Annotated in this window: 18 protein-coding genes; 9 read left to right on the top strand and 9 right to left on the bottom strand. The window is 67.1% G+C overall.

Annotation, left to right across the window (positions count from 1 at the left end; genetic code table 11):
• Window positions 1-5: 5 nt before the first annotated feature.
• From WDB66_RS08540 to WDB66_RS08530, 3 genes are read right to left on the bottom strand one after another with little or no spacing between them, the layout of a single operon-like run.
• Window positions 6-878 carry a DUF4198 domain-containing protein gene (locus tag WDB66_RS08540; RefSeq protein WP_339398171.1) on the bottom strand — a complete coding sequence of 291 codons (873 nt, stop codon included), beginning with the start codon at window positions 876-878 and terminating at the stop codon, window positions 6-8.
• A 40-nt stretch (window positions 879-918) separates the two neighbouring features.
• Window positions 919-1,440 (bottom strand): DUF2271 domain-containing protein, encoded by a 522-nt coding sequence (locus WDB66_RS08535; protein WP_339398125.1) that lies wholly within the window; start codon window positions 1,438-1,440, stop codon window positions 919-921.
• 40 nt (window positions 1,441-1,480) lie between these two features.
• Window positions 1,481-2,122 (bottom strand): PepSY-associated TM helix domain-containing protein, encoded by a 642-nt coding sequence (locus WDB66_RS08530; RefSeq protein ID WP_339398124.1) that lies wholly within the window; start codon window positions 2,120-2,122, stop codon window positions 1,481-1,483.
• A 493-nt stretch (window positions 2,123-2,615) separates the two neighbouring features.
• Between WDB66_RS08530 and WDB66_RS08525 the strand changes: the two genes are divergently transcribed.
• Window positions 2,616-4,976: a TonB-dependent receptor domain-containing protein gene (locus WDB66_RS08525; RefSeq protein WP_339398123.1), complete on the top strand. Its 2,361-nt coding sequence runs from the start codon at window positions 2,616-2,618 to the stop codon at window positions 4,974-4,976.
• Between the two features lie 533 nt (window positions 4,977-5,509).
• Here the strand turns inward: WDB66_RS08525 and WDB66_RS08520 are convergent.
• Entirely contained in the window at window positions 5,510-8,272 is a 2,763-nt protein-coding gene (locus WDB66_RS08520) for a DUF349 domain-containing protein (RefSeq protein WP_339398122.1), read from the bottom strand.
• A 204-nt stretch (window positions 8,273-8,476) separates the two neighbouring features.
• Between WDB66_RS08520 and WDB66_RS08515 the strand changes: the two genes are divergently transcribed.
• Window positions 8,477-9,487 carry a DUF2333 family protein gene (locus WDB66_RS08515; RefSeq protein ID WP_339398121.1) on the top strand — a complete coding sequence of 337 codons (1,011 nt, stop codon included), beginning with the start codon at window positions 8,477-8,479 and terminating at the stop codon, window positions 9,485-9,487.
• A gap of 93 nt (window positions 9,488-9,580) precedes the next feature.
• On the opposite strand, the gene ppa is transcribed toward WDB66_RS08515, so the two are convergent.
• The 3 genes from ppa to WDB66_RS08500 all read right to left on the bottom strand — a co-directional run bounded on the left by ppa (window position 9,581) and on the right by WDB66_RS08500 (window position 13,453).
• The gene (gene ppa, locus WDB66_RS08510; RefSeq protein WP_339398120.1) at window positions 9,581-10,138 is read right to left on the bottom strand and encodes an inorganic diphosphatase; all 558 of its coding nucleotides are present in this window, start codon (window positions 10,136-10,138) and stop codon (window positions 9,581-9,583) included.
• A 215-nt stretch (window positions 10,139-10,353) separates the two neighbouring features.
• Window positions 10,354-12,384: a sodium-translocating pyrophosphatase gene (locus tag WDB66_RS08505; protein WP_339398119.1), complete on the bottom strand. Its 2,031-nt coding sequence runs from the start codon at window positions 12,382-12,384 to the stop codon at window positions 10,354-10,356.
• A 181-nt stretch (window positions 12,385-12,565) separates the two neighbouring features.
• The gene (locus tag WDB66_RS08500) at window positions 12,566-13,453 is read right to left on the bottom strand and encodes a CE1 family esterase (protein WP_339398118.1); all 888 of its coding nucleotides are present in this window, start codon (window positions 13,451-13,453) and stop codon (window positions 12,566-12,568) included.
• 214 nt (window positions 13,454-13,667) lie between these two features.
• Here WDB66_RS08500 and WDB66_RS08495 point away from each other — a divergent pair, with 214 nt between their 5' ends.
• The 7 genes from WDB66_RS08495 (at window position 13,668) to WDB66_RS08465 (ending at window position 22,537) form a co-directional block, all read left to right on the top strand.
• Window positions 13,668-14,060, top strand: a complete 393-nt coding sequence (locus tag WDB66_RS08495) for an MAPEG family protein (RefSeq protein ID WP_339398117.1) — start codon at window positions 13,668-13,670, stop codon at window positions 14,058-14,060.
• A 91-nt stretch (window positions 14,061-14,151) separates the two neighbouring features.
• Window positions 14,152-14,826 (top strand): hypothetical protein, encoded by a 675-nt coding sequence (locus WDB66_RS08490; protein WP_339398116.1) that lies wholly within the window; start codon window positions 14,152-14,154, stop codon window positions 14,824-14,826.
• Window positions 14,827-14,994: 168 nt separating this feature from the next.
• The gene (putA, locus tag WDB66_RS08485; protein ID WP_489670843.1) at window positions 14,995-18,183 is read left to right on the top strand and encodes a bifunctional proline dehydrogenase/L-glutamate gamma-semialdehyde dehydrogenase PutA; all 3,189 of its coding nucleotides are present in this window, start codon (window positions 14,995-14,997) and stop codon (window positions 18,181-18,183) included.
• 333 nt (window positions 18,184-18,516) lie between these two features.
• A complete protein-coding gene (locus tag WDB66_RS08480) occupies window positions 18,517-19,149 on the top strand; it encodes a thymidine kinase (RefSeq protein WP_339398115.1) in 633 nt (210 codons plus the stop codon).
• A 70-nt stretch (window positions 19,150-19,219) separates the two neighbouring features.
• On the top strand, window positions 19,220-20,899 hold the full coding sequence (locus WDB66_RS08475) for an AAA family ATPase (RefSeq protein ID WP_339398114.1): 1,680 nt from the start codon (window positions 19,220-19,222) through the stop codon (window positions 20,897-20,899).
• Between the two features lie 81 nt (window positions 20,900-20,980).
• Window positions 20,981-21,802, top strand: coding sequence for a general secretion pathway protein GspB (locus WDB66_RS08470; protein WP_339398113.1), 822 nt, complete (start codon window positions 20,981-20,983; stop codon window positions 21,800-21,802).
• Window positions 21,803-21,853: 51 nt separating this feature from the next.
• Complete coding sequence (locus WDB66_RS08465; protein WP_339398112.1) at window positions 21,854-22,537, top strand: rhomboid family intramembrane serine protease; 684 nt, start codon at window positions 21,854-21,856, stop codon at window positions 22,535-22,537.
• A 2-nt stretch (window positions 22,538-22,539) separates the two neighbouring features.
• On the opposite strand, the gene WDB66_RS08460 is transcribed toward WDB66_RS08465, so the two are convergent.
• Window positions 22,540-24,537, bottom strand: coding sequence for an ATP-binding protein (locus tag WDB66_RS08460; RefSeq protein ID WP_339398111.1), 1,998 nt, complete (start codon window positions 24,535-24,537; stop codon window positions 22,540-22,542).
• A gap of 140 nt (window positions 24,538-24,677) precedes the next feature.
• On the bottom strand, window positions 24,678-25,850 hold the full coding sequence (locus WDB66_RS08455; protein ID WP_339398110.1) for a vWA domain-containing protein: 1,173 nt from the start codon (window positions 25,848-25,850) through the stop codon (window positions 24,678-24,680).
• Between the last annotated feature and the right edge of the window lies 1 nt (window position 25,851).

Here is a 25,851-nt window from a genome sequence, read left to right as displayed (position 1 = left end):
CCGCCTTACTGCGGCAGCACTTCCAGCGTGGCCACGTAGCTGGCGCGGCGCGCCGTGGCCGGTGCGGTGGCCTTGTCGTCGCGCAGTGAGGCTTCCAGCCAGTACATGCCCGGCGCAGGCCAGGTCACACTGAATCCGCCTTCGGCATCGGTCTTGACGATGATCTCGTCCTGGCTGTCGCGGTAGCGGGTCGCGCCGGGCACGATTTCCACGTCCACGCCGCTGGCCGCTTCGCCGTCGATCAGCAGGCGGAAGTTGGCCGTTTCGCCGGCGAAAAGATCGTTGGGGTGCGTCACCGGCACCAGTTCCAGACCCTTGCCGGTGGGCTTCAAGGCGCCGGTGCTCGGGGCGCCGTTGGTGACGAAGGTTTCGATGCGGCCGCTGCCTTGGGTGATTTGCAGGTTTTTCGCGTCCTTGGGCACCTTGGTCTTCAGGTCTTCGGCCGTGGCGTTGCGCAGGAAGCCACCGGCTGCCGGGCTGCCCGGACCTGAAGCAGGTGCTCCTGCGGCCTTGGCTTTTTCTGCGGCCGCCAGGCTTTCAGCGGTGTCCCAGCGCGCCGACAGGCTGGCGTTGACGCTGGCGATGCGGTAGGTGCCGGTCTGGGCCAGTTCCACATCGAACACGCTGCGGTACTTGCCGGTGTGCGGGTTCTGCGCGGCCACGGCGCTGCCGTCGGGCGCGGTGATGACCAGCGATTCGAGCCGCATCGGGAAGTGGTCGGGGTAGTAGAGGTTGTTGGAAATCGCGCCATCCACGCTGACCCACGGCGCATTGCCGGAGACGACGGTGGCCGAGGGCACCAGCCAGGCTTTGTGCGCCTGTGCCGCGAACGGCAATGCGAGGGCGAGTGCCAGTGCGGCGGAAACGGGGCGGAGCAGGGAAGTTCTCATCGGTCGGGTTCTCCTGGAAGGGAAGGGGTCAGGGCGTGATGTCGAAGGTGATCCGGCCCAGTTCGCTGGTGCCTTGAACACTGGATTGCGCGGCTTCTGTCGGCGGCCAGGCCAGCGGCAGTTTCAGCAGCTCGCGGCCACCGACTTCGCGTGCGGCTTCGACCACGAGGTTGTAGCTGCCGGCCTCCAGCGACTTCAGCGGTTCGCTGGTCGAGGAAAACACCAGGCGGTGCCTGCCGACCGGACGCGTGGCGCCGGTGACGCCGTCCACCGGCAGGTCCAGCGCACGGCCGCTGCGGCGCCACCACTGGCGCAGATCCGGCAGCCATTTGGTTCCGCTTTCACCGCGCTGGTCGGGCTTGTCCTGCTGGTACCAGACCGACAGGTTGGCGGCCACGCTGGCATCGGCGCGCTCGATCCAGATCGCCACGTAGGGGCGGTGGTACTCGGCCACATCCAGCTTCGGGATCTCCACCTGCACGGACAGTTCGGCGGCGTTCAGCGCAAACGCGGAAGGAAGCAGCAACAGGGGCAGGAGCAGGCGTTTCATCAAGGCTCTCTCAAAGTCTGTGGAAGGGTGGAAAAGCGGATCAGTGGATCAGCAGCAGCGCGATCAGCAGCGGCACCAGAAAACCAAGCCCGACCATCGGCCAGGTCAGGCCGCGCTGGCGCGCGTGCAGTTGCAGCAGGAACAGACCGGTGATCGAGAACACCAGGCAGGCCAGCGCGAAGATGTCGATGAACCAGCTCCAGGCCGGGCCGGTGTTGCGGCCTTTGTGCAGGTCGTTGAAATAGGCGATCCAGCCGCGATCGGTGCCTTCGTATTCGATCTGGCCGGAGGCCAGATCCACCGACAGCCACGCGTCGCCACCGGGCCGTGGCAGCGACAGGTAAATCTCGTCCGGCGACCACTCGGCCTCGCGCGTGCCGACGCGCAGGCCCAATTCGTCGCGCAGCAAGGCGCGCAGCGCCAGTGGCAGCGCGCCGACCGGTTCGGCTTCTTCAGCCAGCGCGGCGAGGTCTGCACGCAAGGTCTCCGGCAGTTGCCCCTGGTGGGTGGTGGTGCGCGGTGACGCCGGAATCTGGCTGGCGTGGTTCAGCGTGATGCCGGTGATGGCAAATGCCAGCAGACCGATCAGGCACAGCGCCGAGCTGATCCAGTGCCATTGATGCAGCGTGCGCAGCCAGAAGGCGCGGCGCTGCGGTGCAGCGTGCGAAGTCAGCGCGGACATCAGGCGACCGCTGCCGCAGCAGAGTGCAGGAGGGTTTCAACGCGCGCCGTGCTGCGACGCACAAGGACTGGCCGCCGTACATGGCGGCGGTTTCCGGGCGCGTGGGCGGATGTTGCGGTCGGGTCTGGAAACAGCCGGGCGCAGGGGGCGACGTGCTGTTCCGGGCCGGCCGGAGCAGTGCTGCAGGTGAGGTGGAAACTCGCTGGCACGGCGTCCGGAGACGGGGCGGAAAGGCTCACGTCGGTACTGCTAATGAAAACTATTATCAATTGTATGGAAGTCCCGCGCTGGCCGGCAAGCATCCGGCGCAACGCGGGTCACGGGGATGATGGCGGCCGGGAAAAGCTAACAAAGGGTATTGCGAATGTAAATGGTTCGCAATACGATTCTGCACTGCGACATCGACCCCATGCCCCGGAACCGCCCGCCATCGCACGGCGCGGCCGCAGCGTCGCCGGGGTCATGCCGGACCTTCCCCCTTTCAGGATCCACCATGCTCCAGCACACCGATGCTTCTTCCCGCAGCCGCAACCGCGCGCCTGCGCGTTCCCCGATCGCCCTTGCCCTCGCTCTGGCGCTGACCTTCCCGGCGGCGGCCGAAACCCTGCTCGATGCCGATGCGCAGTTGCTGGAACCGGTCGTCGTCACCGCCGCCGGCTTCGAGCAGAAGATCGTCGATGCGCCGGCCAGCATCAGCGTGGTGACGCGCGCGGAACTGGAAAAGCGCCCCTACATGACCCTGATCGACGCGGTGCGCGATCTGGAAGGCATAGATGTCGGTGAAACCTCCGACAAGACCGGGCAGAAGACCATCAGCATGCGCGGCATGGGCCCGGACTACACCCTGATCCTGATCGACGGCCGTCGCCAGAACAACCACGGCGACATCTATCCGAACAACTTCGGTGGCAACCAGTTCAACCACATCCCGCCGCTGGACATGATCGAGCGGATCGAAGTGATCCGTGGTCCGGCGTCCACGCTGTACGGCGCCGACGCGCTGGGCGGCGTGATCAACATCATCACGCGCAAGGTCTCCACGCGCTGGACCGGTTCGGTCACGCTTGGCCACAACATCCAGGAAAACAGCGACTTCGGTTCGGACAGCAGCATCGATTTCGCGCTCAGCGGCCCGTTGGTGCCGGATCTGCTCGGCCTGACGGTGCGCGGTGCACGCTATGAGCGCGATGCGTCCACGCCCGAATACGAAATCATCCACGCACCCGATGGCACGCAGTTCGAGCGCTCGCTCGGCTTCGGCGGCGGCGGCCGCACCGTGGACAACACCAACAAGGAAATGGGCATCACGCTGAGCTGGACGCCGACCGACTCACAAAGCGTGCTACTGGACTACGACACCTCCGAGCATGTCTACGACAACACCCCGTATATCAACAATCTGGGCACCGAGGCCTATCCACTGGGCACCGTCGATGGCATCGCCGGGCTGTGGCGCTCGGCGCCGCGCGCCGGGTACGCAGCCGATCAGGAGTTCACCCGTGACCAGTGGGCCATCACCCACCACGGTGATTGGGAGTTCGGTCGCAGCTTCATTTCGTTGTCGCATGTGGAAACCGACAACCATGGCCGCACCCTGCCGCTGACCGTGGCCGAGCGCCTGGTCCATCAGCAGATGTTCCGCGGCACCGGCGACTACGCCGGCATGAGCGAGGACGAACGCCGCCAACTGATGATCGACACCTTCCTGCCGCGGCCCAAGCGCAGCCTGCAATCCAGCCAGTACACGCTGGATGCCAAGATCGACATGGCGGTGGGCGACAACCACCACGTCGTGTTCGGCGGCCAGATGATCGATGGCGAACTGGACGACGGCGTGTTCGGCATGGAGCAGGGAAATGACGGCGCCGGCGTGGTGCAGGACCATGAAATGTGGTCGGTCTTCGTCGAGGACAACTGGACCCCGGGCGATGCGCTGACCATCACCGGCGGCGTGCGCTACGACGACCACAACATGTTCGGCGGCCAGGTCAGTCCGCGCCTGTATGCGGTCTACAACGTCAATCCGGACTGGGCGTTGAAGGGTGGCGTCAGTACCGGCTACAAGACGCCCAAGACCACGGATCTGTACGACGGTGTCACCGGCTTCGGTGGCCAGGGCACCTCGCCGTTCATCGGCAATCCTGAACTGGAACCGGAAACCAGCGTCAACAGCGAGATCGCGCTGTACTGGACCTCGCCCAACGCTGGCCACAATTTCAACATCACCGTCTTCAACAATGATTTCAAGGACAAGATCGCGCGTGGTGAAACCAATCTGAGCTGTGCCCAGACCGGCGGCGTGCGGCCCTGCGCCAACCTGGGTGACTACGAGTTGCTGGGCTACGGCACCTACGCGCAGAACATCAACATCGACGAAGCCCGCGTGCGTGGTGCCGAGCTGGCCGGCCGCTACGAGTTCAACGATGCGTTCTCGCTGCGTGCCAACTACACCTACACCGACAGCGAACAGCTCAGCGGCGCGCAGAAGGGCCTGCCGCTGACCAACAGCGCCGAGCACATGTTCAATACCACGCTGGAATGGCTGGCGACCGAGAAGTTCAGCCTGCAACTGATCGGCGAGGCCCGCTCCGAGCGCTACCGTGATGTGGATGTGGACGGCAATCCGCGCTACTACAAGGATTACACCGTGTTCCACCTGGGCGGGCAGTACCGCTTCACCGACAACATCTCGTTCGCGGCCCGCATCAACAACCTGCTGGACGAGGATTTCACCAGCTTCCAGACGGTGTGGAACCAGGACCCGAACGGTGAGTACACGCCCAGTTATCTGGACGACTACAACAACAAGGACAAGTCGCGGAACCTGTGGCTGAGCCTGAATCTGCGCTTCTGACCGACGCACGGTTCCGGCCGTGGCGGGTGCTGATGTCTGCGGCCGGAATCCGTGTTGCAACGAAGCGCGCGGATTACGTGTTGTTGCCTGTCGGGTGACAGGCGGCCACGGCGACGAATGCCATGCATGACGCGAAAGCGGGACGGAGTGATCCGGCCCGCTTTTGCATTTCAGGCATCGGACATTTGAGCAGGGTGTCAGCCCGGCCACGGAACATGTGGGGAGCGCGTCATTCCGGCGGCTTTCAACAGCGAAGCGGGTCAAGCCGGGTTTTCAACAGTCGGGAGGCTGGTAGGCCAGCGCTTCGGGAAGTTATTGAAAGACTGGATCCCGGCGTGCGCTGGGATGACATGGTGGGGTTTGATTGGTTCTTGCTGGATCGCAGAAAAGGGCCAGGCGGGCTGGGCTTCGGGCGGAGCAGGTGCCTGACTGGACGGAGTGGGTGAGCACTCCGTGCTGGTCGAGCAAGCGCCAATGGTGACCGGTGAAAAGGTGACCGGCGAAGCGCCGCTTTTCGCAGCGCCCGCGCACGTTCAGTCCTGTGATTCGATGCCGCGCGCCTTGAGCACCGCATCCCAGCGCGTTGCCAGTTCGCTGCGCTGCTGTGCCGGGACGCCGACCAGTGCGATGTATTCCAGCAACAGCGCACGCAATTCATCGCGTTCGCCACCAGCGGCGCCGGAGAGATGGTCGGACAGGCGCTGGATCTGGATGCGGCGGCGCAATTCGCGTGCCGGTTCGGGCGATTCGATATCGGTTGCAAGTTCCGCCAGCACGGTCAGTTCGTCGGCGCGTTCGGCCGGAGTGGAAGTGGCGGCGGCCAGTGGCAGGTTGCCTTCCAGCGCACTGTGCAGACGCGGTTCCAGCGCCATCTTCGCATCGCCCGGCAGGGCAAGGCTACGGAGCTGTTCGGCCAGTGCATGGCGGGCCGGATCGGACGCATCCAGTGGCATTGTTTCCAGCTGGTCGCACAACCGGCCGGCCTGCGCGATCGTGGCCCATTCGGCCCGACGCTCGGCCGCGGCCAGCTGCGCGCGGGCCTCCTGCACCTTGGCCACGGCACGGTCGAAAGCGCGTTCGTCCAGACCGCCGCGTGTTGCGGTGCGGGGTGGACGTGCATCACGGCGCTCATGGCGCGGGTTGCGGCCATCACGTCCGCCACGCCGGTCTTCACGTGGCGTGTCGGCTTCGCCGGCGTCCGGCAGCGGCGTTTCGGCCAGCTCGCGCCAGCGCGTTTGCAATGCGGCCAGGCGTGATTCGGCCTGCGCGATCTGTTCGGGCGCGGACAGCTGCGCCAGTTCGTCGAGGATGGCGCGGGCCTGCTGTTCGCGCTCGTTCCGGGCCTGATCGTGCTCGCGTTGGCGTGCATCGGCCTGCGAGAAGAACGGATCGACCAGTTCGCGCAGTTCGGCCCAGAGCGCGTCCTCGGCCTTGCGTCCGGCGCGCGGCAGGGTTTTCCACGCGGCCTGGGCCTGACGCGCCAAAGACAGGCCGGCGGCCAGGTCGGCGTGCATCAGGTCGCGGCGCAGATTGGCCAGCAGCTTGCGCTTGCCGGCTTCGGCTTCGGTTTCCAGTGCGGTGATGGCGGCATCTGCGCGCGCCAGCGCTTCACGCAGGCGCCGGCCCAGTTCGCGCCGTGCGCCCGGTTCCAGCTCATCGCTCTGGCGCAGGGTGTCGATGATCTGGCGGCGGGTGCCGATCCATTCACGGATGCCGGCGTCGGCACCGGGCTCGGTTTCAAGGCGCTGGAGGAAGGCTTCGATTTCCTCGCGCCGTTCGCCGCGCAATTCACGCCGCTTCTCGAAGTAGGGCCGGGCCGGCTTCAGCACGCGGTGGCAGGCGCCACGGAAGCGGCGCGTCAGCGGGTGCTCGGGTGCGTCGGCTGCGCGGGCTTCGGTATCGGACAGCTGTTGCCATTCGGCCTGCAACTCCTTGATCCGGGCGGCCACCGCGTCCGGGTGCAGGCCGCTGCCGGCTAAGGCTTCGACTTCTTCGATCAGGCGCACGCGGGCCTTGTTGTTGGACCAGTGCTGCCACTTGCCCAGCGTATCCAGCTCGCGCGCGGCTTCACCTAAGCGGCGCGCAATGGCACGCGGAAAATGTTCGCGCAACTGTTTGCGGTCGGCGTCCAGCGCATGTTGCAGTTCACGCGCCTGTGCGACCTGGCCGGCGGCGACGGCGGCTTCCAGCGCCTTGATGCGCTCGGGCAGGGATTGAAGCGTGGCGGTGCGTTGCTGCTCGGCCTGTTCCAGGCGCTTGCGTACATCGCCGGCCAGGCTCTGGAAGCGGCTGCGCTGGGTTTCTTCTTCTTCCAGCAGCGGTTCGATCTGGCGTACGCGGGTGTTCCAGCGTCTTTCGATATCGGCCAGTTCGCGGGTGCCCAGGCGTGCGGCGCGGGCGTCCAGTTCGGCCAGCAACGCGGCGATGGCGGGATCGGCGGTGCGTACCGGCGCAGCGGGTTCGGGCGTGGCCGCAGTGGCGCTGGCGGCGGCTTCGTCGATTACAGCTTCCGGCTCCGTTGGCGGGCCGGCCAGCGCGGTATCCAGCGCGGTGAAATAGCCCTGCACGCGGCGCTCCATCGCTTCGTCCAGACGCGGCGCCAAGCCTGCCCATTCCTTCCCGAGCGCTTCGCGACGGACGGCGGCGTCCTCGGCGGCGGTGCGGCGCAAGGTGTCCAGTTCGTCGCAGATCGCCATGGCGCGTTCGCGCGTGGTCTCGATGTCGCCGGCGGCAAGGCGGATCGCGAAGGCGCGTTCGCGTGCGGTGCGGGCCAGCACCTTGTCGGTGCGGCGGGCACGTTCGGCGACGCGGTCCAGCGCGGCCAGGTCGTCGATGCGGTCCAGCAACCACAGCCGCAGCGCCGGGTCCGGATCCTTGACGCAGCGTTCCAGCAGCAGGCCGGGGCGCGCGGCGCGTTCCAGGCCGAGCTGGCGCAGTGCGGTTTCCGGCGCCTGTTGCGCGATCGTGGCGAGGATGTCGGCGTCTTCCTCCACCGTCAGCACGCGCTCGCGCTCCAGCAGCGGTACCGCCGGATCGAGCAGGCGCTGCAGATAGCGCTGGCGCGCGGCGGCACGGACGCTGGCGGCTTCGTCGTTGCGCATGCGGTCGCCCAACAGCGAAAGATCATCGATCCGGCGCAGGGCCGCCAGACGGACCTGTTCTTCGCTGTCGTTGCGGGCCAGGTCGGGCAGTTTCGCCAGCAGTTCGGGGTCGTTTTCAGCGGCAACAGCGGCAGCACGACGGGCGGGGTCACGATGTTCCCAGGAGGGTTTGCGCAGCAGGGAAAACAGGCTCACGGCGGATCGGCTCTGGCAGGTCTGGCCCGCAAGGCGGGCGAACGGGAACGGCGTTGTAGCACGAACACGATAGCGCCGGCGCCGCTTCGATGCAGCGCTGCGCTGAAGTGGATGGCCGCGATGGTGACGGCAGCCGCACCCGATCTGTCGGGCGCGGCGATATCCGGCGCGGTACGCTTATGGCCCCCGCGTTGGAGAACGACGATGAATCAGGCCATTCCCGTCCGTGGTGGCAAGCGCAGCCACCTTTTCATCCGCCTCGGCAGTGTGTTGCTGGCGCTGCTGGTGGTGATCGTGCTGGCGCTGATGTGGTGGTGGAACGACGAGCCGGCGCGCTTCGACGTGGCGGCCAGCGCGCGCGAGGCCGCGGCTGCACGCGGCCAGGCACAGGTCACCGGCACGGTCACCACACACAGCCTGATCCGGGTGTCGCGCAGCCTGCTGGACAAGCGTGGCGGCTACATTTCCAACGACAAGCTGCCGCCGGGCCTGTTCCTGGACAACATGCCGAACTGGGAATACGGCGCGCTGGTGCAGGTGCGCGATCTGGCCAAGGCCTTCCGCAACGACTTTTCCCGCTCCCAGACCCAGAGCGTCGAAGACCCGGATCTGGCCGAGGCCGACCCGCTGTTTTCCTCGCCCAACGACCGCTGGCTGCTGCCGTCCAGCGAAAGCCAGTACCGCAAGGGCATCGCCCATGTCGATGCGTATCTGGCGCGCTTGAGTGATCCGGCGGCCGCCAGCACCCAGTTCTATGCCCGCGCCGACAACCTCGCCGACTGGCTGGCGGTGGTGGAAAAGCGCCTTGGTTCCCTGTCGCAGCGGCTTTCGGCCAGCGCCGGCCAGGTGGTGCTGGATACCGACCCGGACAGTAGCGGCGAAGTCGGCCCGGACGGCCTGACCGTGGTGCGCACGCCGTGGACGCAGATCGACGACGTGTTCTACGAAGCGCGCGGCTCGACCTGGGCGCTGCTGCATTTCCTGAAGGCGGTGGAAGTGGATTTCGACCGCGTGCTGCGCGACAAGAACGCGCTGGTCAGCCTGCGCCAGGTGATCCGCGAACTGGAGGAAACCCAGGCCCCGCTCGGCAGCCCGATGGTGCTCAACGGCAGCCCGTTCGGCTTCTTCGCCAACCACTCGCTGGTGATGGCCAACTACATCTCGCGCGCGAACGCGGCGGTGATTGATTTGAGGCGGTTGCTGGAAAGGGGATGAAGCGGGACGACGGACGACGACACGGCCGGACATTGCCGGCTGTCGGAGCTGACCGGGCCAGCCGATGCCAAGCCAGCCCGTTCCTTGGTGAAATCAACCCACCGGCGGTTTTTCGTGCGCCGGGGCGTCGAGGTAGCGCTGCTGCGATTCGATGATTTCCTGGCGGGCGGCGGCGGCGTCGGCCCAGCCGGCAACGCGCACCCACTTGCCCTTTTCCAGATCCTTGTAGTGCTCGAAGAAGTGGCCGATGCGCTCCAGCCAGTGCGGCGAAACCTGGTCCAGATTCTCGATATGGGCATAGCCGGCGAAGATCTTGCCGATCGGCACCGCGAGGATCTTTTCATCGCTGCCGCTTTCATCGGTCATTTTCAGCATGCCGACCGGGCGGCAGCGCACCACCGAGCCGGGCACCAGCGGCAGCGGCAGGATCACCAGCACGTCGGCCGGATCGCCATCACCGCCGAGGGTGCGCGGGATGTAGCCGTAGTTGCAGGGGTAGCGCATCGGGGTGGACAGGATGCGGTCCACGAACATCGCGCCGGAGGCCTTGTCGACCTCGTACTTGACCGGCTCGGAATCCTTCTGGATTTCGATGATGACGTTGATTTCGTTCGGTACGTCGCGACCGGCATCGACCAGACCAAGGCCCATGTTTTGACTCCTTGAAGGGGGTGGCCGCCGCAGCGGCGGATCAGGGTGGCAAGGATACGGGAATGCGTGTTGCGGCGCATCAATCCGGGGTGTCGGGACATCCACCGACCAGCGCTGGATGTGATCGCTTCGACATCGCCGATCCGCTCGCCTGAAAAGACAACGCCCCGGGGAAACCGGGGCGTTGCGGGTTCAACATGGTGTGAAAACGCGGATTACAGGATCGGCACCAGCAGCAGCGCGACGATGTTGGTGACCTTGATCAGCGGGTTCACCGCCGGGCCGGCGGTGTCCTTGTACGGGTCGCCGACGGTATCGCCGGTGACCGCGGCCTTGTGCGCCTCGCTGCCCTTGCCACCGTGATGGCCTTCCTCGATGTACTTCTTGGCGTTGTCCCAGGCGCCGCCGCCGGTACACATCGAGATCGCCAGGAACAGGCCGGTCACGATCGTGCCCATCAGCAGGCCGCCGAGCGCGTCGGCCCCGAGCGTCAGGCCGACGATGATCGGAATCACCAGCGGCAGCAGCGACGGCACGATCATTTCCTTGATCGCCGAGCGGGTCAGCAGGTCGACCGCGCGGTCGTACTGCGGCTTGCCGCTGCCGTCCATGATGCCCTTGATCTCGCGGAACTGGCGGCGCACTTCCTCCACCACAGCACCGGCGGCGCGGCCCACGGCCTGCATCGCCAGTGCGCCGAACAGGTAGGGGATCATGCCGCCGATCAGCAGGCCGATCACCACATTCGGGTTGTCGATCGAGAAGTTCACCTGGGCGCCGGAAGCATCGAGCTTGTGCGCGTAATCGGCGAACAGCACCAGCGCGGCCAGCCCGGCCGAACCGATGGCGTAGCCCTTGGTGACCGCCTTGGTGGTGTTGCCGACGGCGTCGAGCGCGTCGGTGGTTTCGCGGATTTCCGGCGGCAGGCCGCTCATTTCCGCAATGCCGCCAGCGTTGTCGGTGATCGGGCCGTAGGCGTCCAGCGCCACGATCATGCCGGCCATCGACAGCATCGCGGTGGCGGCGACCGCCAGACCGTAGAGACCGGCCAGCCAGTAGCAGAACCAGATCGCCGCCGCGACCACGATCACCGGCGCCGCGGTCGACTTCATCGATACCGCCAGCCCGGCGATGACATTGGTGCCGTGGCCGGTTTCCGAAGCTTTGGCGACCTGCTGCACCGGCGCGTATTCGGTCGCGGTGTAGTACTCGGTGATCACCACCAGCAGCGCGGTCAGCACCAGCCCGACGATCGCGCACCAGAACAGCGGCATCGCATGTTCTGCGGCGAACATGTTGTGGGTGATGAACCAGAACGCGATCGCCGCCAGCACGCCGGAAACCCCCAGCCCGCGATACAGCGCATTCATGATCTTGCCGCCCGGGCGCGCCTTGACGAAGAAGGTGCCGATCACCGAGGCCACGATCGAGGCCGCGCCCAGCACCAGCGGATACACCACACCGGCCCAGCCGTAGGTGGTGAAGGCGATGCCGGCGACCAGCATCGAGGCGATGATCGTCACCGCATAGGTTTCGAACAGATCGGCCGCCATGCCGGCGCAGTCGCCGACGTTGTCGCCCACGTTGTCCGCGATCACCGCCGGGTTGCGCGGGTCGTCCTCGGGGATGCCGGCTTCGACCTTGCCGACCAGATCCGCGCCCACATCCGCACCCTTGGTGAAGATGCCGCCGCCCAGCCGCGCGAAGATCGAGATCAGCGAGGAGCCGAAGGCCAGGCCGATCATCGGTTGCAGTGCGTTGCCCACCGCCGCCGCATCGCGCCCGTCACCGAGTACCAGCATGAAGTAGCCGGCCACGCCCAGCAGGCCCAGGCCCACCACCAGCATGCCGGTGATCGCACCACCGCGGAAACTGACCGCCAGCGCCTGGTTCAGGCCGACGGTGGCGGCTTGGGTGGTGCGCACATTGGCCCGCACCGAGACAAACATGCCGATGAACCCGGCCACGCCCGACAGCATCGCACCAATCGCGAACCCGATGGCCGTGGCCCAGCCCAGCGCCGGCACGAAACCGATGATCAGGAACAGCACCACGCCGACCACGGAAATGGTCATGTACTGACGCCGCAGATAGGCACCGGCGCCTTCCTGCACGGCAGCGGCAATCTGCTGCATGCGCTCGTTGCCGGCCGCCTGGGCCAGGATCCAGCGCGTGGAGATCACGCCGTAGAGAATTGCCAGCACCGCACATCCCAGCGCCAGCCACAAGCCGTATTGCTCAAGCATTCCGAACCCCCACATGGTGAAAGAAACGTCCTGCGCGCCACCCACCTCGGCCTTGCGCAGGTCCGTTCGCGAGTATCGCGCCGCGCCTTCCCATCACCAAGGAGCGGCGCAGCATTCAGCCGCCAGACAGACATGCGCCGATGTCCGGCGCGCGTGGCAGCTGGGCAGTGGCGCTATGGAATCAGCCCGGCAGGCGCTGGAACCGGCATAGGAAATTCCAGGTGGCTGACAGCTGCGCAGGCAGGATCTCGTGGCCACCGGAAAACACCGTCAGTGCGGCATCAGCGCCCCAGCCGGCGGCCTGGAAGCGGGCATGATCGGCCTGCACGTGTGGCAACAGCGGATCACTGCTGCCCGCCCGCAGATTCACCGGAATCCGGCGCTGGGCCTGGGCCAGCAATGTGGAGCAGTCGGCGGGCGACGCGCAGGCGTGGGCCAGGAGCGCACCGGCACTGACCGCATAGGCGGCGAAATCGCGGATATCCGGAACGGTTTCGCGCTGACGCAAGGCCAGGTCGTGCAGCACATGTCCGCCAGCGGAAAATCCCCAGCCATGCACACGGCTGGTGTCGATGTCGTAATGCGCCGCGACGTCGGCCAGCACTGCCTGCATCACGGCGTAGTCGGTGCCCGGAACCCAGCCGCCGCCGCTGCCCGATGCCACGGGCGCGACCACGATGAATTTCCCGGCATTGGCAGTTGCGGCCCAGGCATCACGCACTGCCTGGGACGCCGTATTCGCCATGCCCGGACCCGCGCCGCCGTGCAGGGCCAGCAGTAATGGCACCGGCTCGGCGAAGGGATAACCGGGCGGCACATGCAGGTGGTAGCTGCGTGCGGTTCCGCCCACCACCACGGTGCGCGATACCGCCCCGGGGAAGACGCCGCCACTGCCGCCGGAAGGCTCCCGGTAGATCACGCCGCCGGCTTCGAATCCATCGACGAACAACGGCGGCACACCCTGACCGCAGACCCATTCCGGCAAGCGGCCGGTGCTGGCCGCATGGCAGGGAACAAGGGCGGACAACAGCAATGCCAGCATCGGGCCGGCGATATCTCGGGTACGCATGGCAGCACTTTTCCGCCCGCCCGGGCGCCGATGCAAGCCATGGAAGGGCGGACCCGGATCACCGGTATGATCCAGCCGATGACGCCCCATCCACCACCCCGCCTGCCGCCTTATGCCGTTGCGCTGATTGACTGAGCGAACACCCGTTTCTCGCACACCGCCGGCAATCTGCATGGGCGGTGCCGGCCCCGATTCCCGTCAAGGAGAGTTCCCGATGAGTCCCTGTGTTGCGCTGGTTGTTTTCGGAGTGGTGTGCCTGTTGCTGGCCACGATGGTCATCGTCGGCAGGATGCGCGGCAGGCATGGGATCCAGGCGCCGGCGGTCAGCGGGCATCCGATGTTCGAGCGCGCCTATCGGGTGCAGATGAATACGCTGGAACAGGCGGTGATGTTCCTGCCGGCGTTCTGGCTGGCGGTGCAGTTCGGGCGCGACGATCTGGCCTGTGTGCTGGGCGCGTTGTGGCTGCTGGGCCGGGTCGGGTATGCCGTGACCTATCTGCGCAATCCGGCCTCGCGCGCGCTGCCGTTCGTGCTGGCGATGGCGGCGTTTGGCGGGCTGTTGCTGCAGGCGGCCTGGGGCATCGGCTGGAGTCTGTGGCTGGGCTGAGTGTGGTGTGGCGGCGGTGGCGGGTTCAGGGGTGATTGGATCGAACCCGGCAAGACTGCCGGCTTTGCAACAGAAGCAACAGGAAACGCCGATGGCCGATTCGCCCTCCGTTGCACGTTTCATCCAGCCGCGCAGCACGCGCGGCGGCATCGCGCAGGCGGTCCTGGATGTCGTGGGCCAGGTGCCGGCGCCGCGTGCCGGTCGCCGTCCTGCATCACCGGAGGCGGTGCCGGGCATTGTGCGTCGTGCGACGCTGGAGGCTTCCGGCATCGCCGGCACTCTGGCGCTTGCGCCGGGGCCGCTGGGCTGGCTGACGATCGCGCCCGAACTGTATGCGGTGTGGCGTTTGCAGGTGCGGATGGTGGCCGATATCGCGGCTTTCCACGGGCGCCGGCCGACGCGTGAGGAAATGCTGTTCTGCCTGTTCCAGCACACTGCTGCAGGGGCTTTCCGCGAGTTGGTGATCCAGGTGGGCGAACGCTACGTGGTCAGGCGCACGCCGTTGTCGGCGATGTATGCGATCGCCAACAAGATCGCCCTGCGTGTCGCGCAGCGCGGCCTGACCCGGGTCGGCACGCGTTGGCTGCCGCTGGCCGGCGCGGTGGCGGTGGCGGGTTTCGTGCTGCTGGATACGCGCCGCGTCGCGGCCACGGCGCGGATGCTGTTCTCCAGCCCGGTGCGCTACGAGGATGCGGCCGAAGTCGAACTGCTCGAGCCGGTCGTGTCCAGGCCCCGCAAGCGCCGTCGCAAGGCGCCGGTCGACTGACCCGCACAGCCCCCACGCTGGCACCCGTGCAGCGCAGGGTGCTGCCGGGGCGTGCCGTGATTATGCCGATTTCCGCATCTGCGCCGATGGGAATCGGCCTATCCTTGCCGCGCCCCGATCCAGCCCTACAATGCTGCGGATTGGGCGATCCCTCGCCGGAGACCTGCCGTGAAACCCATCCTGAGCCCCGAACTTGCCTTGCCCGACACATCGCTGTCGGCCCTGACTGCGGCCTATGCCGCCGATGAAGACAGCCATCTGGCCGCGCTGTGGCAGCAGGCCCGCGTCGACGAGCGTTCGCAGGAGGAAATCCAGCGCACCGCCGAGGCACTGGTGGTGCGGGTGCGCGAGAAGGCGCAGGACCAGGGCGCGATCGAAGCCTTCATGCGCGAGTACGACCTGTCCAGCGAGGAGGGCGTGCTGCTGATGTGCGTGGCCGAGGCGCTGCTGCGTATTCCCGATCAGGAAACCGCTGATCGCCTGATCCGCGACAAGCTCGGCGATGCCGACTGGGAAGCGCATCTGGGCAAGAGCGATTCGGTGCTGGTGAATGCTTCCACCTGGGGGCTGATGCTGACCGGGCGGTTGGTCGGCCTGGGTGAAGACACGCGACGCAGCGTCGGCAATGCATTGCGCAAGCTGGTCGGCCGCGCGGGTGAGCCGGTGATCCGGCTGGCGGTGCGCCAGGCGATGCGCATCATGGGCCACCAGTTCGTCATGGGCCGCAGCATCGAGGAAGCGCTCAAGCGCGCGCGCAAGGGCGGCAACGCCGCCTACCGCCATTCCTACGACATGCTGGGCGAAGCGGCACTGACCCAGGCCGATGCCGACCGCTATTTCGAAGCCTACCGGCTGGCAATCGAGGCGATCGGGCGCAGCGGGCCGGGCGGCAGCTTCGCCGGTTCCGACGTGTTCGCCGCGCCCAGCATCTCGATCAAGCTCTCGGCCCTGCATCCGCGTTACGAACACGCCAAGCGTGAACGTGTGATGGCGGAACTGGCGCCGCGCGTGCTGCAACTGGCGCAGCAGGCCAAGGCCCAAGGCATGGGTTACACCATCGATGCCGAAGAGGCCGATCGGCTGGAACTGAGCCTGGAACTATTCGAGCAGGTTTACACCGATGCCTCGCTCGATGGCTGGGAAGGCCTCGGGCTCGCGGTGCAGGCATACCAGAAGCGTGCACCGCTGGCGCTGGAATGGCTGATCGAGCTGGCGCGACGCGTCGGCCGCCGCATTCCGGTGCGGCTGGTCAAGGGCGCGTACTGGGATTCGGAGATCAAGCGCGCGCAGGTTGATGGGCATCGCGGCTATCCGGTGTTCACGCGCAAGCCCAATACCGATGTCAGCTATCTGGCCTGCGCCCGCATCATGCTGTCGGCGACCAATGCGCTGTATCCGATGTTCGCCAGCCACAACGCCCAGACCATCGCCGCGATCCACGAGTTCGCGCGCTTGGCATTGGGTGCCAGTGGCGGTGGCGAGCGCACCCCGTACGAGTTCCAGCGCCTGCATGGCATGGGGCAGGAACTGCATGACGAGGTGATCGCGCCGAACGCGCTGAACACGCCGTGCCGGGTCTACGCGCCGGTCGGCAGTCATGAGGATCTGCTGCCGTATCTGGTGCGCCGCCTGCTGGAAAACGGCGCCAACTCCAGCTTCGTCAACCGCATCACCGATCCGGAAGTCGCGCCGGCCGAACTGGTGGCCGATCCGGTCGCCACCGTCGCCGGTTTCGATTTCAAACCCCACCCCCGCATCCCGCTGCCGGCCACCCTCTACGGCGAAGAAAGGAAAAACTCGATGGGCGTCAACCTTGCCAATGACGACGAACTGCGCCAGCTCGCCGAAGGCATCAATGCTTCACTGGGCGATTGGCAGGCAGGGCCGCTGGTGCCCGGCGCACAGTCCAGCGGTCCGACCCATGCCGTCACCCATCCGGCCGACCGGCGCGAACAGGTTGGCAGCTGGCAGGCCGCCGACGCGGCCACGGTCGAAAAGGCGCTGGCCAATGCCGTGGCCGCGCAGCCGGGCTGGGATGCCTTGCCGGCGACTTCGCGCGCCAAGGTGCTGGAACACGCCGCCGATCTGCTCGAAGCGCGCATGCCGCAGTTCCTCGCACTGTGCGTCAAGGAGGCCGGCAAGACCCTCCCCGATTCCGTGGCAGAAGTGCGCGAAGCGGTCGATTTCCTGCGCTACTACGCGCAGCAGGCGCGGGCGCGGCTGGCGCAGCCGGAAACCCTGCCCGGCCCGACCGGCGAATCCAACCAGCTGTTCCTGCATGGTCGCGGCGTGTTCGCCTGCATCAGTCCGTGGAACTTCCCGCTGGCGATCTTCACCGGGCAAATCGCCGCAGCATTGGCTGCCGGCAACAGCGTGATCGCCAAGCCGGCCGAGCAGACCAATCTGGTCGGCCACGCGATGACCCTCCTGCTGCACGAGGCCGGGGTGCCGGCCGATGTGTTGCAGTTCCTGCCCGGCGACGGCGCCACCGTGGGCGCGTCACTGACCGCCGATCCGCGTGTGGCCGGCGTGGCCTTCACCGGTTCGACCGAAACCGCGCGTGCGATCAACCGTGCGCTGGCCGCGCGCGATGCCGCGCTCGCGGTGCTGATCGCCGAAACCGGCGGCCAGAACGCCTTGATCGCCGACTCCTCGGCCCTGCCCGAGCAGCTGGTCAAGGATGCAGTGCAGGGTGCGTTCGGCTCGGCCGGCCAGCGTTGTTCGGCGACCCGCATCCTGTTCGTGCAGCGCGACATCGCCGACAAGGTGATCCGCATGCTGGCCGGTGCGATGGCCGAGCTGAAGGTCGGTGATCCGGGCCTGCTGTCCACCGACGTCGGCCCGGTGATCGATGCCGATGCGCTGAAGGTGCTGGAAGCCCACGCTGCGCGCATGGAGCAGGAAGCCACCCCGATCGCGCGCGTGGAACTGGGCGAGGATGCCGCGCACGGCACCTTCTTCGCACCGCGCGCCTACGAGATCGACAGCCTCGCGCGCCTGCAACGCGAAGTGTTCGGCCCGGTGCTGCACGTGATCCGTTACGACGGCGAAAAGCTGGATCAGGTCATCGACGCGATCAACGCCACCGGTTACGGCCTGACCCTGGGCATCCACAGCCGCATCGATGAAACCGTCGAGAAGATTTCCAGCCGCATCCGCGCCGGCAACTGCTACGTCAACCGCAACATGATCGGTGCGGTGGTCGGGGTGCAGCCCTTCGGTGGCGAAGGCCTGTCCGGCACCGGTCCCAAGGCTGGCGGTCCGCACTACCTCACCCGCTTCTGCACCGAGCGCACACTGACGATCAACACTACGGCGGCCGGCGGCAACGCCTCGCTGCTGACGCTGGAAGACTGAGCGCGTCATCCGTGATGCCAAGCCGGACGCCAGCGCGTTCGGCATCTTGGATAGCAACGGCCCCGGAGTGATCCGGGGCCATTGCGTTGAGCATCATCTGGCGGACTGGTGATCATCCGGTTCCCGGACATGCGGACTGGGCGCATGCTGCTTTGAGCGTCAGCGTTCGTCCCGCATTTCGACGTGACGTGCGGCACCAGCGGGTGATTCCGATGCTGGCAGAGGATTGCGGTTTCGATGCCGTCCGAAATGCCGCCCGATCCGCTCCGTCGCCGCTCGCGTCGCGACGATCCGGCCCGGGTGCATTAGGATGCGCGCTCGCATGGGGATGTCATGGCCAAGCTCTACTTCTACTACTCGGCGATGAACGCCGGAAAGACCACCACGCTGCTGCAGAGCGCGCACAACTACCACGAGCGCGGGATGCGCACGCTGATCCTGACGCCGAAGCTGGACAACCGCTACGGCGAGGGTGTGGTGGCTTCGCGCATCGGCTTGTCGGCGCGCGGGCGCGTGTTCGAACGCGACGCGGACCTGCTCGCCATCGTGCGCGCCGACATCGACGCCAACGGTGCGCTGCATTGCGTGCTGGTGGATGAATCGCAATTCCTTTCGCGCCGCCAGGTCTGGGAGCTGTCGGAAGTGGTCGATCAGCTCGGGGTGCCGGTGCTGGCCTACGGTCTGCGCACTGATTTCCGCGGCGAGCTGTTCGAAGGCAGCCAGTATCTGCTGGCGTGGGCCGATTCGCTGAGCGAGATCAAGACCATCTGCCACACCGGGCGCAAGGCCACGATGGTGGTGCGGGTGGATGAGCACGGCCGCGCGATCACCGACGGCCCGCAGGTGGAGATCGGCGGCAACGAGCGCTACGTCTCGGTTTCGCGGCCCGAATACAAGAAGATCGTCAGCGGCGAAGGCCGGATCGAACTGCAACAGCCGCAGCTGCCGCTGGCGTCGGGCGAATGATGCGCCGCGCCGTGTTCCGCTGCGCGTTTTAACCGATTCCTAACGCAGCCCCGCAGGGCCGCTGGATACAGTGATACCGATTCCGCCAGCCATCGCGCTGGCGCGTTCGTCCTTGTGGAACAACATGTACCTGGATTTCTACGGCCTGCGCGAAGCGCCTTTCTCGATCACGCCCGATCCGCGCTTCGTATTCCTGAGTGATCGTCATCGCGACGCGCTGGCGCACCTGCTCTATGGCATCGGCCAGGGCGGCGGCGGCGGCTTTGTGCAGCTCACCGGCGAGGTCGGCACCGGCAAGACCACGCTGTGCCGGCTGCTGCTGGAGCAGTTGCCGGAGAACGTGCGCGTGGCGCTGGTGCTGAACCCGAGGCTGACGCCGCTGGAGCTTTTGCAGAGCATCGCCGAGGAGCTGAAGATCGATATCAGCGGGCACGGCGACTCGCTCAAGCACCTGGTCGATGCGCTCAATGCCTATCTGATCGAAGCCTATGCGCAGGGCCTGCGCGTGGTGCTGATCGTGGACGAGGCGCAGAGCCTGTCGTTCGAGGCGCTGGAACAGATCCGGCTGCTGACCAATCTGGAAACCCCGACCCAGAAGCTGCTGCAGATCATCCTGCTGGGCCAGCCGGAACTGCGCCAGATGGTGGCGCAGCCGGAACTGCGCCAGCTCGCACAGCGCATCACCGCGCGCTACCACCTGATGCCGCTGGATGCCGAGGAAACCGATGCCTATCTGCGTCATCGGCTGGCGGTGGCCGGCAGCACGCGATTCCCGTTTTCCAAGCTCGCGGTGCGGCGCCTGCACCAGCGCTCCGGCGGCGTGCCGCGCCTGATCAACACCATCGCCGACCGCAGCCTGATGGCCGGTTACGCCACCGGCCAGGCGCAGATCAGCGAGCGTCTGGTGGACCGCGCTGCCGCTGAAGTATTGCCGGCGCGGCTGCGTCCACGGCGCATGCCGCGCGTCACCTGGTTCGCACTGGCGCTGCTGTGCGTCATGCTGCTTACGATGTGGCTGTGGCCGCGGCAACCGTCATCCGAAGCGGTCGATGCGGCTCCGGTTCCGGCAGACTCGGGCGAGTCGCTGGCCGAGCCGACCGGCGAGCCCGCCGCGCTGCTGGAGGCCGAAGACCTGGCGCGCCTGGCGGCCAGTGGAGAAGCCTCGCAACACACCGCCTTCACCCGCCTGCTGGCCTTGTGGAAGTTGCGCGGCGCGCAGGCCGATGTGGGGACCGCGATGCGCTGCCCGGCCGTGGTCGCGCCCGGGGTCCATTGCCTGCGTGGCGGCGGCACGTTGGCGAAATTGCAGACCCTCGGGCGGCCGGTGGTGCTGCGCCTGTCGGGCGAGGCCGGTGATCTGTGGGCGGTGCTGCTGGGTGCCGACGCGCAGCGGGTGCGGCTGGGCGTGGGCGGCGACACCGTGGATGTGGCGCGTGGCGGCTTCGAGGATCTGTGGCTGGGCGAGTATTTCGCGTTGTGGCGGGCGCCGGTCTTTCTTTCCGGCGCCACGCTGAAGCGCGGTGACAGCGGTCCCGGTGTGGAATGGCTGCGCGAGCGGCTGGTCGCTTCCGGTCATGCCAACCTCGACATGGGCGGCCCGGCGGTTTTCGACGCCCAGGTCGAAGCCGGGGTGCGTGCGCTGCAGAGCGCCAGCGGATTGGTGCCCGATGGCATTGTTGGGCCGGAAACCGCGCAGGTGCTGGCCGGCACCGAGCGCGACGGCCCGCGTCTGCGGCGCAGGCTGAGCTGAGGTGGCACCGATGTCCTGCCCAATCACATTGCCGCTGCCGATGACACGGCCGCCTGTTCGCCGCGCCGGAGGCAACGCGCCATGTCGCTGATCCTGGAAGCGCTGAAAAAATCCGAAGCCGAACGCCGGCTCGGACATCTGCCCGATCTGATGACGCCTGCAAGCGATACGGTCAGCGGTGCGGGCCGCGCCTGGCTGCCCGGTTTCCTGCTGGGTCTGGCGATGGCGCTGCTGTTGGTGGCCGGTCTGGCGGGTTGGTGGTGGTGGGCCACCCGAGACAATGTTGCCAGCGAAATGCCGATTGCCGAGACGGTGGGTGCGGCTGCTGATGCGCCGGCACCGGCTGTTGATAGTGACCGCCATGCACCCAGGCAGGACATTGCGGAATCGGCCCGTTCGCCCGCATCCGCGCCCCGGCCTGCGCCGTCCGCAGCCGTGACGCCGGCGCAGGTCATCACGCAGGTGCCGACGCGCGAGGACCCGGAATTTGCCGGCAATGAGCGGGAATCAATGCCGATGCCGGCCGGTTCCATCCCGTTGCCGCCTCCAGCGCCGACTCCGGCTGCTCCACGCCCGGTAGCGACGGCCCCGGCGCAGACTCCAACACAGATTCCGGCCGCGCCAGCACCTTCCACCGCCGCACCTGCACCAGTCCCGGCCGAGCCGCTGGAAGCGGTGCCGCTGCTGTCGATGCTGATGCCGGCACAGCGCGAAGGCTTGCCGCCGTTGCGCCTGAGCATGCATGTCTACGATGCCGATCCGGCCGGGCGCTTTGTGCTGATCGACGGGCGCCGCTACCGCCAGGGCGATGCGATCGAGGAAGGGCTGGTGGTTGATGTGATCCGTCCCGATGGTGCGCTGGTTGCGCGCGGAAGCCTGCGCTTCCTGGTGCCGCGACCATGAGTTGCCACACCGCCACCGACGCGCGGCCAAGATCGCGGTGGTGCGGCTGAGATGTTCGTGCACGTGCCCTCGCGGCGTCGGCCGCCGCCGCCCTGGGCGACGCCGTTGCTGGTGTTGGCCTGCATGGTGGTATGGGTATGGCTGGCGACCGGTGATGCCGGCGAGCGGGGGCATTTCCTGCAACGCTGGGGCACGGTGCCGGAAACCCTGCTGGCCGGGGAGGTGGAGTGGCGCAGCCTGCTTGATGGCCGCGTGCTGACGCTGTTTTCGGCGATCTTCGTGCATGCCGACTGGCTGCATCTGGTCGGCAACCTGTTGTTCCTGATGATCTTCGGGATTCCGTCCGAGCGGGCGCTCGGGCCGTGGCGGCTGGTGTTGCTGTTCCTGCTGTGCGGCGGGCTGGCGAATTTGGCGGCGGCGATCTCGTTGCAGAACACACATGCGGCGGTGATCGTCGGCGCCAGTGGCGCGATTTCCGGCGTGATTGGCGCCTATCTGGCGCTGTTCCCGCGCGCCCATCTGGGCTTTGTCGTGCCGCTCGGGCTGTTCCTGGAGTTCGTGCGCACGCCGGCCTCGTTGCTGATCGCAATCTGGGCCTTGCTGCAACTGGGGTTCACCTTCATCGGGCCGGCCTTCGGTGCGGTCGCGTGGTGGGCGCACCTGACCGGTTTCGTGCTGGGCGTGCTGATGGCGCTGCTGTGGCGCCCGGCGGTGGCGCGACGGCTGCGAAGCTGATTTCAGCCCTTTGCGGTTGCCGCCGGTGGTGATTGCGTGTCGCGCGGGAAGCGGATGACGACTTCGCGGTGGCTGTCCTGATCGCTGCGCTCGGTGCTGATGCGGCCGCCGTTGTCCTGCACCGTGTGCTGGATCCAGGACAGCGCCAGGCGCAGCGTAACATCGCCGATCTCGTGCCCCATCGCGATGTCCTGCCAGTCCGGCAGCCGCGCGATGCCGGCGCTCATGCCCAGCCGCAGCTGTCCATCGTGTTCTTCGTGCAGATCGAGGATGAAGCGGGTACGCGGCGGGTTGGAGTACAGCAGGATGTCGAGCAGCTCGCGCAGCGCCACGGTGCAGCGGGTGCGCTCCAGTTGTGTCGGGGCGCTGGTCAGGCTGCTGCGGAACTCCAGGTGCTGGTCGAAATGCAGTGCGCGCGGCGTGGCCTGATCCACGATGTCGCGCAGCATCGGCACCAGATCGACGGCTTCGTGCAGCGCTGCCGTGCTGGCGTCACGGTCCTCCTGGCTGGCGCTTTCCAGCATCTGTTCGGTCACCCACAGCAGGTCGGCGGCATGTTGCGCGATGGCGGCATTGGTGCGGCGCCGTGCTTCGGGGTTCTCGTCCACCAAGGTGCGTTCGGCCAGGGTGCGCATTTCCAGCAGCGGGCCGCGCAGGTCTTCGCTGGCCAGGCGCAGGAAGCGCCGCTGCCGCATCGCGAAGGCCTCGGCCCGCTGCCGTTCGCGTTGCGCCTGCTCCACGCTGTGGGCCAGGGCCTGGTTGTGCTCGTGCAGTTGCGCCGCCATCGCCTGTCGCAGCCGGTTGCGGCGCCACAGCATCAGCGCCAGCCCGAGCGAGGTCAGCAACAGGGCGGCCAGCAACAGCAGTCCGCGCCGCTGTTGTACCAGTGCCGCGCTGCTGCGGACCTCCTGGCCTTGAAGGCGGTGGATTTCTCGTTGCTGGCGGGCGAATTCATAACCGGCCGACAGCATGCCGGCGCGGGCCAGGTCGGTGCGTTGGCGCAACGAGGATTGAAGCTCTCGCGCCTGGCGCAGCTGCTCCAGTGCGGCGGCGGGATCGCCCTTGAGTTCGTACAGCTCCGACAGCGACTCCAACAGCGTGGCGCGCCAGTGCGGGCTCTCCTGTGCCGCGTTGGTGACCACGGCGCGTTGCAGCGCGTGCTCGGCCTGGTCCAGCAGGGTGGTGCGCGTGTGCGGGTCCAGGTCCCCGCTGCGCGCATGCTGCATCAGCACCTCGGCATGGGCAGCGCGCGCGATGGCTTCGGCCCGTGCCGAGCCTGCGCTGATCGCAAGGCGTTCGGCCAGACCGATCTGTTCCATGGCGGCCTCGTGCCGCTGCCGGCGTGCCAGCAACTGCGCCAGGCTGCTGCGGGTCAGGCTTTCCATCGCCGGTGCGGGGGCGCGGGCAAAGGCCTCCAACGCGCGGTTCGATGCGGCCTCGGCGCCGTCCAGATCGCCTTCGGCATCGGCCAGTTCCGCCAGGCGCTGATGGATCACGCCGACACCGCTTTCAATTCCGTGGGCCTGCTTCAGCACCAGTGCGCGCTCGTAGTGGCGCCGGGCGCCGGCGACATCGCCCAGATGGCCGAGTGAACCGCCGAGGTTCAGCGTGACAGCGGTGATGCCGGCTGGATAATTGATCGATTCGTACAGCGCCAGCGCATGGTGTTGCACTTCGATCGCTTCGCCGTAGGCGCCGACGAAGTTCAGCGCGATCCCGAGCGTGCCCAGCACCCGCGCGCGGCGCCGCGCATCGGTGCTGTCATCCATGCCCTGGGCCAGTGTTTGCAGCGTGGCGATCGCTTCGTGGAAATGGCCGGCCTCGATCTGGCGTCGGGCGCTGGCCAGTTCGGGGCTGATCGGATACGCATCATCGGTGATGACGCTGCCTGGCGGCGTCTCCTGTGGTGGCTGCGGGACTGCCAGCAGCGCCGCCGGCACGGCAAGCGTGATGGCCAGCAGCGCGCAACACGACATCCTGCAATGCGGGGCTGTCTCCATGTGACAGACATCCTTGGTGGCTGGCGGCGGCGCTCCGCACCGTGCCGCCACAGGCAGCGGCCCTGCGTCCTGGGGCCGCAGCTGCAAGCTTTGCATGTTTGCGCTGTGGCGGGGAAGTCGCCGGCATAAGGCGAGCGCGCTTACATCAGTGCCCGCATTGCCTGGTTGAGCCCGTCCGGGGTCAGCGGGTACATGCGATCTTCGACCAGTTCGCGCACCAGCTGGGTGGAGGCGGTGTAGCGCCACTGCGCCGGCGGGTTCGGATTGATCCAGACCAGCTGGCGGAAGTGTTCGCGGATGCGTCCGAACCAGACCGCACCCGGTTCCTCGTTCCAGTGCTCGACGCTGCCGCCGGTGTGGGTGATCTCGTACGGCCCCATCGCCGCATCGCCAACGAACACCACTTTGTAATCCGGGTTGTAGCGGCGCAGCAGTTCGGTCACGGCCAGGCGCGAGCTGCTGCGGCGCTGGTTGTCGCTCCAGACGTGGTCGTAGATGAAGTTGTGGAAGTAGAAATGCTGCAAGCGCTTGAACTCGGATTTGGCCGCACCGAACAGCGCCTCGCAGGCGGCGACGTGATCGTCCATCGAGCCGCCGATATCCAGAAACAGCAGCACCTTCACCGCGTTGTGCCGTTCCGGGCGCAGCTTCACATCCAGCAGGCCGCCCTCGCGCGCGGTGGCGGCGATGGTGGCGGGCAGGTCCAGCTCCATCTGCGCACCTTCGCGCGCGAAACGCCGCAACCGGCGCAAGGCGGTCTTGAAATTGCGCGGCGACAGTTCCGCATCGCCATCCAGATTGCGGTACTCGCGCCTTTCCCACACCTTGGCCGCCATGCGCCCGCCGCCGCGCGGCCCGAGCCGGATGCCGCCGGGGTGAAAACCACCCGAGCCGAACGGGCTGGTGCCGCCGGTACCGATCCAGCGGTTGCCGCCGGCATGGCGCTCCTTCTGTTCGGCCAGGCGCTCGCGGAAGCGGCGCATCAGTTCCTCCAACCCGCCGAGTTGCTCGATCTTCGCCTTGTCCTCGTCGCTGAACCGGCGCTCGAATTCGCGCCGCAGCCAGTCTTCCGGAATCCGCGCGAAATCCTCGTCCGGCAGCGTCGAAACGCCGTCCCAGAAGCGACCGAAGGCCCGGTCGAAACGGTCGAAATGACGTTCGTCCTTGACCAGCACCGCGCGTGCCAGCGCGTGGAACTGCTCGATATCGGCGAAGGCCAGATCAGCCTCCAGCGCGGCCAGCAGATCCAGCCATTCGCGCAAGGTGACCGGCAGCTTTTCCTCGCGCAGCGCATCGAACAGGTTCAGCAGCATC

It is taken from the genome of Denitratimonas organivorans, assembly GCF_037478135.1.
Taxonomy (GTDB): domain Bacteria; phylum Pseudomonadota; class Gammaproteobacteria; order Xanthomonadales; family Xanthomonadaceae; genus Denitratimonas.
The sequence above is the reverse complement of the archived record's forward strand: the minus strand, read 5'-3'. Positions and strand labels throughout refer to the sequence as shown.